This window comes from Crossiella sp. CA198 (assembly GCF_052078295.1).
In the GTDB taxonomy this organism is placed as follows: domain Bacteria; phylum Actinomycetota; class Actinomycetes; order Mycobacteriales; family Pseudonocardiaceae; genus Crossiella.
On record NZ_JBQJIM010000010.1, the window covers coordinates 17,014 to 31,996 of the forward strand.

The window sequence follows — 14,983 nt, forward strand, 5'->3', positions numbered from 1 at the left end:
CCGCGGCGTCCGGTCCGCGGCGTCCGGTCGCCGCCATCGCGGTTTCGTCCGTGCGCCGTTCCCGCCGCCACTCCGGCCAGGCACCGCGTGGGCGCCCTTCCCGTCGTGGCTCCGGCGAGGCGCCGCGTGGGTGCCGCTCCCGCAGCCACTGCGGCCAGGCACCGCGTGGGAGGCCGGTTTCGCCCCTGCGCCCCGGCTGGTTCCGGGCCAGCGTGCCGCTGCCGTCTCCCCAGCACATCGCTTCCGTCTCCACCGTGCCACGGTCCGGCCCGGCTGGCCTTCACTCCGGCCTGCCACTTCGCCCCGCCCCGCGCACCGCTTCTATCTGCGGAACGAAACGATCAGCGACCGAAGTTCCGCGAGCGATTCTGCTCTGAGCGAACAGCCCCGAACCCGCAGCTCACCCTCGCCGCCCGCGGTCCAGACCCGGTCAAGCCGCGGTTCCAGCACCGCCGCGCCCGTCCGACCAGGCAGCCCACAACTCAGCGTAGCGACCACCAGCCCGCAACAACTCCGCGTGCGCCCCGGACTCCACCACCCGTCCGCCGGCCAGCACCACCACCCGGTCCGCCGCCGCGGCCTGCGTCAACCGGTGCGCCACCACCAGTGCCGTCCGTCCGGCCAGTGCCGCCATCGCCGCCTGCTCCAGTACCCGGGCGCCCGCGCTGCCCGCCTCGGCCGTGGCCTCGTCCAGGATGACCACCGGCGGGTCCGCCAGCACCAGTCGTGCCAGTGCCAGCTGCTGGGCCTGGGCCACGGTCAGGCGATGGCCGCCCTCACCGACCACAGTGGACAGTCCGTCCGGCAGTCCCTCGGCCCACGCCAGTGCCCCCACCCGATCCAGCGCCGAGCGTAACTCCGCCTCGGACGCCACGGGGCGGGCCAGGCGCAGATCCGCCGCCAGCGACCCGGCGAACACGTGCACTTCCTGCGTCACCAAGGCAACCGTCCGCCGTAACGCCAGCTCGGCCAACGGCAGTCCACCCACCGTCACCGTGCCCCCGGTCGGCTCGCGCACTCCCGCGATCAACTTGGCCAGGGTGGTCTTGCCCGCCCCGCTCTCGCCGACCAGCGCCACCCGCTCACCCGGCGCCAGTTCCAGGTCAACCCCGTGCAACACCTCGTGGCCCTGGACATACCCGAAGGTCACGCCGCTGACCTTGACCGTGGTGTCCACCGGAACCACCGCCCCCGCGGGCTCCGCCACCGCGGGCCGGTCCGCCACGCCCACCAGCCGGGCCAGGCTCGCCGCCGCCGACTGCGCGTCGTCGGCCAAGGCCAGTGCCGCACCCACCGGGTTGAACAGGTTGTGCGCGTACAACGCGGCCGCGGTCGCCGTGCCCAGCGACACCGATCCCTGTGCCACTAATACAAAACCGGCCACCAGCACCGCGCCCAGCCCGATCAGCTCAGCCGTGTTGACCCGCCCGTAGAACTGCGTGACCAACCGGATCCCGCGCAACGCCAGCGACACCGCGGACTCCGACCGCTCCCGCACCCGGCCGAGTTGCTGAGCGCCCATCCCCAGCGCCCGCACCGTCGAAGCCCCGCCAATGGTGTCCAGCAGTTGCTGTTGCTGGGCCCCGACCGCCACCCGGTGCTCGGCGTAGACCCGCAACGCCCGCCCCCCGTACCAGCGCACGGCCTGCACCTGCACCGGCAACGCGAGCAGGGCGGCGAGCAGGAACCGCCAGTCCAGCACCGCGAACCCGGCCAGCGTCAGCACAATCGCCAGCCCCGACTTGGCCAGCACCGGCATCGCGTTGCGCACCGCGTCCGCCACCACGGCCACATCCCGGGTGACCCGGGCGGTCAAGTCGCCGGACCCGGCCCGCTCCACCTCACCCAGTGGCAGCTCCAGGGCCCGCGCGACAAAGCGTTCCCGCAACCGGGCCAGCATGCCCTCGCCTAGCCGCGCCACCATGGCCACCCCACCCGCGGTGGCCACCCCCTGGACGAGGGCAACCACCACCAGCCACCCCACCGGCCAGGCGATGGCGTCGGCCGGATCCCGCCCCGCCACCAGGTCGACGATCCGCCCCAGCAACCAGGGCGTCACCAACCCGACCGCGGTGCCCAGCAACAACACCGTGAACCCGCCGAGGGCCAGCCCACGGTGCGCCCGCAGCAAACCCGACACCGCGGCCCAGGTCCGCCGCCCATCCGCGACCGGCAGCAGTTCCCTCATCCCAGCACCGCCGCCCGGTAGTCGGCGTTGCCCGCCGCCAGCTCCACATGCCGCCCCTGCGCCACAACCCGCCCCCGCGTCACCAGCAACACCCGATCAGCCACGGCCAGCAACGCCGGACTGGACGCCACCACCACCGTGGTACGCCCACGCCGCACGTCCCGGATCCCGGCCGCCAGCCGGGCCTCGGTCACCGCGTCCACCGCGGTGGTCGGCTCGTCCAGCACCAGCACGACGGGATCCGCCGCCAGCGCCCGAGCCAGCGCGACCCGCTGCCGCTGCCCGCCCGACAACGACCGCCCGCGCTCACTCACCGGGGTGTCCAGCCTCGCGGGCAGCACCTCGGCCACGCTGTCCACCCCGGCCGCGACCAGCACCCTGGCCAGGCCAGGCGGAATCGACCCGCTGCCAACGGGATCCGGCGCCGACGCGGCCGAATTCGCCACAGCACCCGGCGCGGCCAGATCCGCCACAGCACCCGCCGTGCCCGACTTCGCCGCGGCCTGGACGTTCTCCAGCACCGTGCCCTCGAACAGCTCCGCGTCGTGCGCCGCCACCAGCACCGCCGACCTCGCCAGTCGAGCGTCCACAGTGGACAGTGCGACCCCGTCGAGCCACAGCTCACCCGACTCGGGTTCCACCTCACGACCCAAGCAGCGCACCAGCATCGCCGCCTCGGCCGGGTCCACGGCCACCACGCCCACGAACTCGCCCGCCTCGACGATAGCACTGAAATCCAGTGATCCACTGCGGCTGTCCACAGCCAGCGAACCGGCCGGATGCTCCGGCAGCACGGCCGTCGCGGCGGGCAGCAGCGGGGGAGTGGACAGCACCGCCGCGATGCGGTCGGCCGAACTCCGGCCCTGCGCGAAGTTCTTGCTCACCCAGGAGAACAACGTCAACGGCCACAACAGGAACTGGGCCAGTCCGACCGCGGTGACCAGTTCGCCGACGGTGATCGTCCCGCTCGCGGCCAGGTGCGCCCCGACCAGGGCGACCACCGCGAGGAAGATCCCGGTGAGCATGGTCATCGAACCGTCCAGCCAGGACTGCGCCCGCGCCGCCCGCACCGCGGCCGCCATCGACTCGCCGCTGATCGTGGCGTACCGCGCGGTCGCGGCCTGTTCGGCGCCGATGCCCTTCAACGCCCGGAGCCCGGCCACCAGGTCCGCCGCGACTCCGGAGGCGAGCGCGGCCCGGTCCTGCTCGGCGTGACTACGCCGTTCCAGCGGCCGTCCCAGCGCCCGCGCCGCCCACAGCAACAGCGGCGCGGCCACCAGCACCAGCGCGCCGAGAATCCAGGACGCCCGCAGCAATGCCACCGCGCCGACCACCAGTGCCACCACCGCCGCCAGTCCGGCGGGCAGACCCATGTTCAGCGCCCCGACCCGCTGCGCGTCCCCGGTCGCCACACTGGTCAGCTCGCCCGACAACCGTCCGGTCTCCGCGCCGCCGCGTGGGTCCAGCACCCGCTCGGTCAACTCGATCCGCAGCCGGTGCGCGGCCCGTTCCGCCGCCCGTTCGCCGAGCCGCGCGCTGAACCGGAAGCTCAGCGACAGCAGCACGAAGTCCAGCACGAGCACGCCCAGCCACCACAGCAACGCGCTGAGCGAACCGGTGGAGACGGCCTGGTCGATCACCACGCCGATCAGCACCGGCACCAGTGCCTCGCCGGTCTGATGGCTGGCCGCCAGCACGGCGGAGGACCCGGTCAAGCCGCGTTGGCCGAGGATCGCGCGAGTCAGGACGGCGCGGCCCGACGTTGTTCCGACGGGCACCCCGTCACCTCCCAGTTAGGTAAGGCTACGGTAACGGAGTACGACTGGGGATGGAGATCAAATGGTCGAGGTGCTCGCCACACACGGGAGTTCGCCGCCGCGCACGGCCCGTGCTCGCGGGATCGCGGTGCGTGCCGGTGGGCTGCTGCTCGCACTCGCCGCGCTCGCGGTGGTCTGCCTGCTCAGTGTGTGGTTCGGGCTGAAGTCGATTCCCTTCGCTGAGATCTGGTCGGTGTTGTGGCACAACAACGGCAGCGCCGAAGCGGTCATCGTGCATGAGCTGCGCATCCCGCGCACCCTGCTCGGCCTGCTCGTCGGCGCCGCGCTCGGACTCTCCGGCGCCCTGATGCAGGCGTTGTCCCGCAACGCCCTGGCCGATCCCGGACTGCTCGGGGTGACCATGGGCGCCTCCACCGCGGTGGTGATCGGCATCGCCTTCCTCGGCGTGTCCGGCACCACCGGCTCCATCGCGCTCGGCTTCGCCGGCGCCGCTATCGCCTCCCTCGTCGTCTACGTGCTCGGTTCCACCGGCCGGGCCGCGGTCACGCCGGACCGGCTGATCATGGCCGGAGCGGCGATCACCGCGGTGCTGCTCGCCTTCAACACCGCCGTGCTGCTGCTGGACCCGGCCTCGTTCAACCAGTTCCGCTACTGGAACGCGGGCTCGCTGGCCGGACGCCGGATGGACGTGCTGACCGTGGTCGCCCCGTTCCTGGGCGCGGGCATCCTGCTCGCCCTCGGACTGGCCCGCCCGCTCAACGGACTCGCCCTCGGCGAGGAGACCGGCCGCGCCCTCGGCGTCCACATGGGACGGACCCGCTGGCTCGGCGCGCTCGCCATCACCGTGTTGTGCGGCGCGGCCACCGCGGCGGCCGGACCCATCAGCTTCCTCGGCCTCGCCGTGCCACACCTCGCCCGGCTGCTGGTCGGCGCCGACCAGCGCTGGGTGCTGCCCTTCTCCGCGGTGCTCGCGCCGATGTTGTTGCTGGGCGCGGACATCCTCGGCCGCCTGCTCGTCGCGCCCGCCGAGCTGGCGGTCGGGATCGTGACCGCTTTCCTTGGCGCGCCCGTGTTCCTCGCCCTGTGCCGCCGCCGGAAGCTGGTGCACTCATGACCCGCCTTCAGGAACGTACCACGCCGATCCGGGGCCGGGTGTTGCGTATCCACAGGGGCTGGTTTTCCGTGCGGGTGGCCCCGCGAACGCTGCTCATCTGCCTGCTGCTCGCCCTCGCCACGGCCACCGCCGGCGTGTTCGGCATGACCACCGGGGACTTCCCGCTCACCCCCGGCGAGGTGGTCAACGCCCTGCTGGGACTGGGCGACGGCCCCACCGAGTTCATCGTGGTGACCCTGCGCCTGCCCAGGGTGGTGGCCGGACTGCTGGTCGGCGCGGCGCTGGCGGTCAGCGGCGCGGTGCTGCAAAGCCTGACCCGGAACCCGTTGGGCAGTCCCGATTTCATGGGCTTCACCACCGGCTCGGCCACCGGCGCCATCCTGGTCATCGTCTGGTTCCAGGGCAGTATGACCGCGATCTCCCTCGGCGCCCTGGCCGGCGGCGGGCTGACCATGGTCGTCGCCTACCTGCTCGCGTTCTCCCGTGGCGTGCAGGGATTCCGGCTCGTGCTGGTCGGCATCGGGCTGAGCAGCCTGCTGCTCTCGGCCAACCTGTACCTGATCACCAGCGCGAGCCTGCACCTGGCGCTGGCCGCGGAGGCCTGGCAGACCGGCACCCTCAACGGCCGCACCTGGAACCACCTGCTGCCGCTGATCGCGGCCATGGCGGTGCTGCTGCCGGTCGCGCTGTACTACGGGCGCAGGCTGTCGGTGCTGGAGATGGGCGATGAGATCGCGGCCACGCTGGGGGTGCGGGTCGAGCCCACCCGCCTGGCGCTGCTCGGCGTCAGCGTCACCCTGGCCGCGCTGGCCACCGCAGCGGCCGGGCCGATCGCCTTCGTGGCACTGGCCGCCCCGCAGCTGGCCCGCCGGCTCACCGCCGCGCCGGGGCCCAACCTGTTCGCCTCCGCGCTGATGGGCGCCGCGCTGCTGTTGGTCAGCGACCTTGCGGTGCAACGGATCTTCGCGCCGGTGCAGCTCCCGGTCGGCATCATCACCGGTGGGATCGGCGGGCTGTACCTGGTGTGGCTGCTGGTCCACGAGTGGCGCCGGGGCCGGTAGCCGTACCGATCCAACACCGTGTCCAACAACAGCGAACAGCAACCGGGCAACCGTGGACACGACCGAAACCGCAGGCTGCGCGGCCGCCTCGATCAGGACACGAACGTGTTGCGGGAGCAATCATCCCGGCCGTTCGTGAGTCATGGTCTTCCCAGCGTTTCCGCACGGCCCCAACGATTGCGGATCCCTGACCCAGGTGGCGCCCCGCGCCCGCGCCCCCGTCTCGCGGGGCGCCACCTTGCTCACACCGAACAGGTGACCGCCCCGGAAGCGGGCGACCTGGGCAAACACCCCTGGTACCGCCACTTAGTCAGCGTTGTCCACGTACCGACCCGGACAAATGCGGCCAGTCTCCGGCACCTTCCGTCATCTCCGCGATCTCCGGTTGGGCTGGTCGAGCGATCACCACTCCCGAAAGTGTGCAACCACCCTGGAGTGGTTGAGACCGGCCGACCCGGCTGGTTGCCTGGCCCCAGGCGAACCCTGCGTCGCCGGTTCCGGTCGTCCCCGCAAGAAGGCACAGGTGCGAGGTTATGCAGCCATTCGAGCTGCCTGAGTTCTACATGCCCTACCCTGCCCGGCTGAACCCCAGCCTGGAGGCGGCGCGCGTCCACAGCAAGGCGTGGGCGTATGAGATGGACATGATCGACGTGCCCCAGCACGGCGTGCCCATCTGGGACGAACACGACCTCGACTCGCACGACTACGCCCTGCTGTGCAGCTACACCCACCCCGACTGCGACACCGAGACGCTCAACCTCATCACCGACTGGTACGTCTGGGTCTTCTACTTCGACGACCACTTCCTGGAGATGTACAAGCGCTCGCACGACATGCAGAACGCGGTCGACTACCTCGACCGGCTGCGCCTGTTCATGCCGATCACCGGGCCGATCACCGAAACGCCGACCAACCCGGTGGAGAAGGGCCTGGAAGACCTCTGGAACCGCACGGTGCCCTCGCATTCGGCGGACTGGCGGCGGCGGTTCGTGGAAAGCACCAAGAACCTGCTCGACGAGTCGATGTGGGAGCTGTCCAACATCAACGCCGAGCGGGTGTCCAACCCGATCGAGTACATCGAGATGCGCCGCAAGGTCGGTGGCGCGCCCTGGTCGGCCAACCTGATCGAACACGCCGCAGGGGTCGAGGTGCCCGAGATCATCGCCGCCTCACGGCCGCTGGAGGTGCTGCGGGACACCTTCTCCGACGCGGTGCACCTGCGCAACGACCTGTTCTCCTACGAGCGCGAGGTGCTCGACGAGGGCGAACTCAGCAACGGTGTGCTGGTGTTCGAGCGGTTCCTGGAGATCCCCACCCAGGAGGCGGCCGAGGCGGTCAACGACCTGCTCACCTCGCGGCTGCACCAGTTCGAGCACACCGCGCTGGTCGAGTTGCCACCGCTGTTCGAGCGCTTCGCGGTCGCCCCGCAGCAGCGCCTGGAGGTGCTGGCGTATGTGAAGGGGCTGCAGGACTGGCAGTCCGGCGGGCACGAGTGGCACATGCGGTCGAGCCGGTACATGAACAAGGGCGGCAAGGCCTCCCCATCGGCCTTCAGCGGTCCGAACGGCCTGGGCACCTCGGCGGCGCAGATCATCCCGTCCATCGCGCGCACCATGCCGCAACGCCTGCGCAGCTTCGCCAACGTGCCGTTCCGGCAGTGCGGCCCGTTGCCGCGCCCGGACTTCTACCTGCCGTTTCGCACCACCCTCAGCCCGCACCTGGACCAGGCCAGGGAGAACGTGGTCCTGTGGGCCAAGGAGATGGGCCTCCTGGACGAGCCGCACCCGCTCTCGGCCGAGCGGACCGTGTGGAGCGAGCAGAAGATCCGCGACTACGACCTGCCGCTGTGCGCCGCGGGCATCCACCCCGACGCCACCCCCGATGGTTTGGACGTCAGTTCCGCCTGGCTGGCCTGGGGCACCTACGGCGACGACTGCTACCCCCTGGTCTTCGGCCACCCGCGCAACCTGGCCGCCGCGCGGGTCCAGACCGAACGCTTCAAGCTGTTCATGCCGCTGGACGCCGTGCAGACCGAGACCCCGGTCAACGCGCTGGAACGCGGTCTGGCCGACCTGTGGAGCCGCACCGCCGGGCCGATGACCGACGCACACCGCAAGGTCTTCCGCAAGGCCAACGAGGACATGACCGAGAGCTGGGTGTGGGAACTGGAGAACCAGTTCGCCAACCGCATCCCGGACCCGGTCGACTACGTGGAGATGCGCCGCGCCACCTTCGGCTCGGACATGACGATGGCGCTGTGCCGCCTGCAACTGGGCCAGGCCGTGCCCGAGGAGATCTACCGCTCCAGACCGGTGCAGGCGCTGGAGAAGTCCGCCCAGGACTACTCCAGCATGATGAACGACATGTTCTCCTATCAGAAGGAGATCCAGTTCGAGGGCGAGCTGCACAACGCGGTCCTCGTCGTGCAGAACTTCCTGGACTGCGACCGCGACCGCGCCGCCCAGCTGGTCAACAAGCTGATGACCGAACGCATGCAGCAGTTCGAGCACATCCTCGCCGTCGAGTTCCCGGCCCTGTTCCGTGACCACAAGCTGGACCGCAAAGCCCAGAAGGTCCTCCTGGGCTACGCCGAAGAACTCAAACGCTGGATGGCAGGCATCCACATCTGGCACGAAGGCTGCATCCGCTACAACGAACCAGACCTCCTCCGCCACAACGCCCCGGCCACTGCTCCCACTGTCACCCCTTGCCCCGGCCTGGCCCCGCCAGTCCCAGCCCTGTCAGCCCCGGCGCCGGCAATCCCAGCTCGGCCAGCTCCGGCGCCGCCGACCGCTGCCACCCCGGCGCCCGACGTACCCAGCACGACCGGTTCGCGCTCGCTCGGCGGCCCCACCGGACTGGGCACGTCCGCGGCCCGCCTGAAGCCCCTCACGGAACCGGCGCACTGATCGCCCCGTGCCGCAACCCCCAACGTCGGCCACGCCCACCCAGGGCGTGGCCGACGTTGTCGCACGCCCAGTTCCCGTTGTGCCCCTTGCCATCCAGGCTCCAGCCACGGGCCCGATCCGCTGTTCGCTCACAGCAGAACGGCCCGCGGAACCTCAACCGCTGATCGTTTCGTTACCGCAGAAAGAAGCGGTGGGCGGCGCGGGGCACCACACGGTCCAGTGATCGAGAGTCAGGTGCCGAGGGACAGGTGGCCCGAGTGGATGAGCGTCAGCCGATACGGGGCCGGAGTGCGTTCGACACGGGACTGGACGGCATTGTTCCCGGTCCGGTGAGCAGATAGCGACGGCCAGCTGGGACGGCCGCCCGGTCCGGCTGAAGCCGACCGGAACGGCGATGGCACTACCGGCGGCGATCGCACTGGAGTGACCCGGTTGCTGGGCAATGGGCAGGACGAGGATGCTCCGGCGTCTCCGAGGGGTGCAGCATGGGGTGGTGGGCTTGCGGGGCGTGTTGGAGTGGGGGTTTGCGTGGCGGGTTGTGCGGTGGGTTGAAGCGGGCGCGGCTGCGGTCTTGAGGAGGCTGGAGCGTGGGGCTCGTGGGGCGCGGCGGGTCCGGGTCGGCTGGCGTTGGCAGTGCGTCGGGCGTTGTCACTGGCCGCCGAACGTTGTCGCTGGTCACAGCGTTGGCTGGCGGCTGTCGTCAGGGCGTGGCGTGGGAGGTTGTAGGGGGTGGATCCGGCGGGATGTGGTGGCTTTGGCGGCCTGGCTGGATGGCTGGCGGGCTGGGTCGGGGTACCTTGTGTGACTAACTTTGGTAAATACGTTGCGACATCCGGGTTGGTGCGTCACTCTGGTGGCAGAACAACTCCACCTCACAGCGTTACGATGAACGGCTCCGGGGAGCTGCGCGGGCGTGGGCGTCGATCTGATGTCACGTCATTGCGCCTGCCGCGCTACCCCGACGTGATCGCCGTTCGTCATCGGGAAGCCGCCCTCCGCATTGCCGGACCGGGCGGCTTCCGCTATTTCCGGACCTTCTTCCCGGGGCGGCGGCGTTGGGCTTTAGGTACGACTGAAGGTGGTTAGGTCGGGTGTGGGGGCTTGGTACCGTGCGTGCGCCGACGCGATCCATGGTGGGACACGGCGGCCGAAACGGGTGGCCATCCGGTTTTCCCGTGCGCGCGGGGCAACCGGATGGTCCGCCTGTTCAGTAGCCGACGGTGAAACGCAGGCCCACGTGTCGCGGGTGTTCAGCTTCGTCCAGCACCGCGACCGCCAGGTCTTCCGCGGAGATCGCGCTGCTGCCGTCGGCGCGGACCAGCAGCTCGTTGCGGCCCAGGCGGTACCGGCCGGTGCGTTCGCCCGGGGGGATCAGCAGGGCTGAGGGGCTCAGGTAGGTCCAGTCGCGGTTGGACAGGCGGTACAGGTTGAGTGCCTCGCGGTGGGCGTGGATCACCCGGAGGTACTCCGGTGGGGTACCCAGGTCGGCGGGGAGGGACTCGGCGATGCCGTCGAGGTCCGCGATCTGCTGACCGGGGCTGATCTCCAGGCTGCCCGCGCCGCCGATGACGATCAGTCGGGTGCGTGGGTGGGATTCCAGGGCGCACAACAGGGAACGGGCCGCTGTGGGCAGTGCGTCGGCGTTGCGGATGGTGTCGTCGATGTCGCGGCCCGCGTTGATCGCGTTGACCAGTACGTCCAGGCCGGGCAGTAGTTCGGTAACCGCGGCCGGATCGCTGATCTCGGCCTGTCGCCAGGTCACCGGGCCTGGCTCGGCGGGTGGGGTGGATCTGCTGATGGCGGTGACCTCGTGGCCGCGGGCGACCGCCTCGCGGACGATGCGGCCGCCGATGACGCCGGTGGCGCCGAACACGCCGATGCGCATGATTGTCTCCCCAGTACGGTGCACGCTGTTCGAGAACTGAACGGCGTGTAGTAAATGTACTGGGGATACTATCCGCACGGCTTAGAGTGTCAAGGGTGCGAGATGTGACGCGGAACCGGCGGGCTCGGCTGCGGGCCGAGACGACCGAGGAGATCCAGGCGATCGCCCTGCGGTTGCTGGCCGGGGGTGGGCCGGACGCGGTCACGCTGCGCGCCATCGCCCGCGAGATGGGGATGACCGCGGGCGCGATCTACGGCTACTTCGCGACCAGGGACGAGTTGATCACCACGCTGATCCAGGGTGTCTACGGCGACCTGGTTGACGCGGTGGAGACGGCGCGGGATGCCCGGCTGGCCGAGGACACGGCCGGGCGGATCATCGCGTGGGGCGAGGCGTTCCGGGGCTGGTCGGTGGCCAATCCGCAGGGCTTCCGGCTCATCTACGGCGACCCGGTGCCGGGTTACGCGGTGCCGGAGGGCGGCGCCGCACCCGGTCCGGCGCACCGGGCCTGTTCCGGACTGGTGGAGCTGGTCGCGGCGGCCTGGCCCAGCGCGGAACTACGGCAGGGCGGGGGCGGGTACCGGTGGGCCGATTTCGACTCCGGCCTAGTGAGCGTGGTCCGCGCCGACTTCCCGAAGCTGCCTCCGGCCGGGGTGGCCCTCGCGCTGCGGGTGTGGGGCCGGATGCACGGTCTGGTCGCCCTGGAGATCTACGGCCACCTGGGCGCCCAGACCGGGCAGAGCGCCGAGCTGTACGGCTACGAGTTGCGGGATCTGGTGGTCTCGCTGGGACTCACTCCGCCGGAGTGGTGAGCGTCCATTGCTCGTCGATCCGCATGGTGTGCGGGGATTCGGCGGTGTAGGCGGGCCAGCCTGGATCGCCGGTGCTGACGAAGCGGCTCCAGGCGGCGTGCGTGCGCGCCACCAGCGCCGGCGATGGCGGGGTCGGGCCGAGCAGGGACTGAACGCCGTGCAGTTCCCGAACGGCAGTGGTGGCGAAGACGAAGGGCAGTTCAACGCAGTGGCAGGCGCCCAGGGCGCCGTCGAAGGCTCCGGATCGCCAGGCGAACTCGTACCGACGCGTCCGGCCGGGTAGCTGCCTCGCGTGTGCCTGGGCCAGCTGCCGACTGCCCGCGCCGAAGAGCGTCTCGGTGGTGAGCCAGGGCGCCTGTCGGCCGGTGGGGACCAGGTAGAGGTTCGCCTCGTCGGTGTTGATCCCGATCAGCAGGTCCACCGGCGGCAGCACTGCCTCGGTGGGCGGCCGGGGCAGCGTGTCCGGGTCCAGGACCAGGCCGAACGGTGTGATCCCGCGCAACGGACCGTCCGTCGGCAGCGGAATCCGGCCCAGCGCCGCGATGAGGTCCGCATCAGCCACGCCCGCGAATGCGGCCGCGGTCGCCGCGACCCCGAGTTCGGCCGCGAGCGCCTCGGTGACCCGGTACGCCTGCTCCGGGGTGAGCACGGCGTCCGGGTTGCCGCTCTGGCTGATCACCCGCCGGAACAGTCCGTGCGCGCGGGGTGCCGCGAGCAGTCCGGTGGCCAGCATCGCCCCGGCGGACTGACCGGCCACGGTGATGTTGTGCGGATCGCCACCGAAGGCGGAGATGTTGTCCCGCAACCATTCCAGCGCGGCGATGACGTCAAGCAGGCCGCGGTTGGCCGGGGCGTCGGGCAGGTGCAGCCAGCCGGGCGCGCCGAGACGGTAGTTGACGGTGACCAGCAGGATGCCGTCGCGGGCGAAGGCCGTGCCGTCGTAGAGCGGGGCGGAGCCGGAGCCGGTCTGGAAGCCGCCGCCGTGCAGGAAGACGAGGACGGGGCGAGGGGTGGTGGCGGTGGATGGGGTCCAGATGGTGAGGGTGCGGTAGTCGGGGCCGGGGGTGGTGGGGGAGTTGAGGGGGGTGAGGTCGAGGCGGCCGAGGGTGCGGCGGTGTGGGGCTGGAGCGGTGGAGCCGGGGGTGGTGGCGTCGTGGATGCCAGCGCGGGGAGGGGGTGGGGCTGGGGCGGTGAAGCGGGTGTCGGGTGTGGTGGGCGGGAGACCTTGGTGGGGGAGAGGTGGAGCTGGGACCGGGGCGGCGTAGGGCACGGCGTGGTAGACGGTCACCTCGGCGCGGTGTTCGCCCTGGACGGGGCCTTGGGCTGTGTGCACGGTGTTCATTTGCTGAACGCCGCCCAGCCGGTGATGGCGAACTTCGAGCCGTCGCGGGTGACCTCGGCCGCGCCGCTGCCGCCGAAGTGGGCCGGGATGATCAGGGCGTTGGTGTCGGCGGCCTCGGCGAGCAGCCGGCGGCGGGTGGCGATGGCGGCTGGTTCGTCCTCGCTGAGGCAGGGCTCGTGGTCGGGTTCGATCAGTTGCAGCGGGGTGTGCGCGATGTCGCCGATGAACAGGGCCCGGTCGGTGCCGGAGGCCAGGCGTAGCACCGCGGAGCCCGGGGTGTGGCCGGGGGCGAGTTCCAGGGTCAGGTTGGCGTCGATCTGGTGAGTTGGTCCGTCCCAGGTGGACAGTTGGCCGGTGTGCTGGAGTGGGGCGATGCTGTCGAGGTGGATCTGGGCGTCGTCGCGGTCCGGGCCGCCGAAGGGGGCTCGGCGGGGGATGTTGTTGACGGGGTTGGCGAAGGTGTCTTCGGGGGTGCTGAGGAGGTACTGGGCGTTGGGGAAGGTGGGGATCCATTCGCCGTTGTGCAGACGGGTGTTCCAGCCGACGTGGTCGGCGTGCGCGTGGGTGTTGACGACCAGGTCGACGTCCTCCGGTCGCACGCCTGCCGCTGCCAGGCGGTCCAGGAAGCCGGTCCGGAGGTGGTGGAAGGCGGGGACCTGGCGCTGCTTGTCATCGCCGATTCCGGTGTCCACCAGGATGATCCGGCCCTCGCTGCGCAGCACCCAGGACTGGGTGCGGGCCAGGTACATGTCCGTGGCGGGATCCCAGTGGTCGGGGCTGAGCCAGGAACTGTTGGCCTGCCAGTGATCGCGGGACAGGGTGGGGAACAGGATGCTGGTGGGGGCGAAGGGGCCGTGCCACTCGGTGACCCTGCTGATCTCGACGTCGCCGAGGGTGATGGTGCTCATGCCGGTCACGCTAGGTTCGGCGGTGCCAGGTCGGGAATGATCCAGGGTCTTGGGTGTTTACGTCTTCGTCTTGATCGTCGGGGGTCCGCGGATGGATGTGCTCAGTGACGCGATCGCGGCCATGCGCAGCGGGCGGCCGTACTCGGCGCTGACCGAGGCGGAGGGCCACTGGTCGCGGCAGTTCCCCGATTTCGCCGGGGCCCGGCTGCACGTGGTGCTGGTCGGTGCGATCAAGGTGGTGCTGCCTGGACGGGAGCCGGTGCTGCTGACGCCGGGGGACGCGGTGGTGTTGCCGCGTGGCGCCGCGCACGAGCTGGTCGACGCGGGGGTGCGCACCCGGTTGCTGTGCGGGGCGTTCCAGCTGGAGCAGGCCCGGCCGCACCCGTTGCTGGCCGAGTTGCCCGAGCTGCTGGTCCAGACCGCGCGGCCCGGCGAGCACGCGCCGCTGCAGGGGATCATCTCGGTGCTGGGGGCGGAACTGGCGCAGGTGCGGGCGGGGCGGGACGCGGTGCTGCCGTCGTTGCTGGAGGTGCTGCTCGTCTACCTGTTGCGGGCCTGGCTGGACGAGCACGGCGACGGACGGAACTGGGATGCCGCGATGCGGGATCCGGTGGTGGGCACGGCCTTGCGGGCCATTCACCGGGATCCGGCGGCGCCGTGGACGGTGGAGGGGATGGGGGCCGCCGCCGGGTTGTCCAGGGCCGCGTTCGCGCGCCGGTTCACCCAGCTGGTCGGGCAGCCGCCGCTGGGCTATCTGACCTGGTGGCGGCTGGCCATGGCGGCGCGGATGTTGCGCACCACCGACGCGACCCTGGCGGTGATCGCGGATCGCTGTGGCTACGGTTCGCAGTTCGCCTTCGCCAACGCGTTCAAGCGGGAGTACGGGGTGTCGGCGGGACGGTACCGGCAGTTGCGCCGGAGTGATCATGAGCACATCGGGGAGTGGGAGCGACCGGGCTGAGCGGGCCGCCTCCGTCCGAAGTGGA

At 71.0% G+C, this 14,983-nt stretch carries 10 protein-coding genes; 5 read left to right on the plus strand and 5 right to left on the minus strand.

What is annotated here, in order from left to right; translation table 11 throughout:
• Positions 1 to 430: 430 nt before the first annotated feature.
• Together ACTOWY_RS17810 and ACTOWY_RS17815 are read right to left on the minus strand one after the other, a co-directional pair.
• The gene (locus tag ACTOWY_RS17810) at positions 431 to 2,188 is read right to left on the minus strand and encodes an ABC transporter ATP-binding protein (RefSeq protein ID WP_441310751.1); all 1,758 of its coding nucleotides are present in this window, start codon (positions 2,186 to 2,188) and stop codon (positions 431 to 433) included.
• The gene (locus ACTOWY_RS17815) at positions 2,185 to 3,966 is read right to left on the minus strand and encodes an ABC transporter transmembrane domain-containing protein (protein ID WP_441310752.1); all 1,782 of its coding nucleotides are present in this window, start codon (positions 3,964 to 3,966) and stop codon (positions 2,185 to 2,187) included. Before ACTOWY_RS17815 ends, ACTOWY_RS17810 begins: the two co-directional genes overlap by 4 nt.
• Positions 3,967 to 4,027: 61 nt before the next feature.
• Between ACTOWY_RS17815 and ACTOWY_RS17820 the strand changes: the two genes are divergently transcribed.
• From ACTOWY_RS17820 to ACTOWY_RS17830, 3 genes are all read left to right on the plus strand, one after another.
• Positions 4,028 to 5,080 carry a FecCD family ABC transporter permease gene (locus ACTOWY_RS17820; RefSeq protein ID WP_441310753.1) on the plus strand — a complete coding sequence of 351 codons (1,053 nt, stop codon included), beginning with the start codon at positions 4,028 to 4,030 and terminating at the stop codon, positions 5,078 to 5,080.
• Between the two features lie 74 nt (positions 5,081 to 5,154).
• On the plus strand, positions 5,155 to 6,141 hold the full coding sequence (locus tag ACTOWY_RS17825; protein WP_441310754.1) for a FecCD family ABC transporter permease: 987 nt from the start codon (positions 5,155 to 5,157) through the stop codon (positions 6,139 to 6,141).
• Between the two features lie 533 nt (positions 6,142 to 6,674).
• Positions 6,675 to 9,050 (plus strand): terpene synthase family protein, encoded by a 2,376-nt coding sequence (locus tag ACTOWY_RS17830; RefSeq protein WP_441310755.1) that lies wholly within the window; start codon positions 6,675 to 6,677, stop codon positions 9,048 to 9,050.
• A gap of 1,207 nt (positions 9,051 to 10,257) precedes the next feature.
• On the opposite strand, the gene ACTOWY_RS17835 is transcribed toward ACTOWY_RS17830, so the two are convergent.
• Entirely contained in the window at positions 10,258 to 10,935 is a 678-nt protein-coding gene (locus ACTOWY_RS17835) for an NAD(P)-dependent oxidoreductase (RefSeq protein WP_441310756.1), read from the minus strand.
• Positions 10,936 to 11,030: 95 nt separating this feature from the next.
• On the opposite strand from ACTOWY_RS17835, the gene ACTOWY_RS17840 reads away from it, so the two are divergent.
• Complete coding sequence (locus ACTOWY_RS17840) at positions 11,031 to 11,747, plus strand: TetR/AcrR family transcriptional regulator (protein WP_441310757.1); 717 nt, start codon at positions 11,031 to 11,033, stop codon at positions 11,745 to 11,747.
• Here ACTOWY_RS17840 and ACTOWY_RS17845 read toward each other — a convergent pair.
• A complete protein-coding gene (locus ACTOWY_RS17845; protein ID WP_441310758.1) occupies positions 11,728 to 13,089 on the minus strand; it encodes a carboxylesterase/lipase family protein in 1,362 nt (453 codons plus the stop codon). The two genes, ACTOWY_RS17840 and ACTOWY_RS17845, sit on opposite strands and share 20 nt — an antisense overlap.
• The gene (locus ACTOWY_RS17850; protein WP_441310759.1) at positions 13,086 to 13,997 is read right to left on the minus strand and encodes an MBL fold metallo-hydrolase; all 912 of its coding nucleotides are present in this window, start codon (positions 13,995 to 13,997) and stop codon (positions 13,086 to 13,088) included. The genes ACTOWY_RS17845 and ACTOWY_RS17850 overlap by 4 nt, the downstream gene beginning before the upstream one ends.
• A 91-nt stretch (positions 13,998 to 14,088) precedes the next feature.
• Here ACTOWY_RS17850 and ACTOWY_RS17855 point away from each other — a divergent pair, with 91 nt between their 5' ends.
• Positions 14,089 to 14,958 carry an AraC family transcriptional regulator gene (locus tag ACTOWY_RS17855; protein ID WP_441310760.1) on the plus strand — a complete coding sequence of 290 codons (870 nt, stop codon included), beginning with the start codon at positions 14,089 to 14,091 and terminating at the stop codon, positions 14,956 to 14,958.
• Positions 14,959 to 14,983 lie beyond the last annotated feature (25 nt).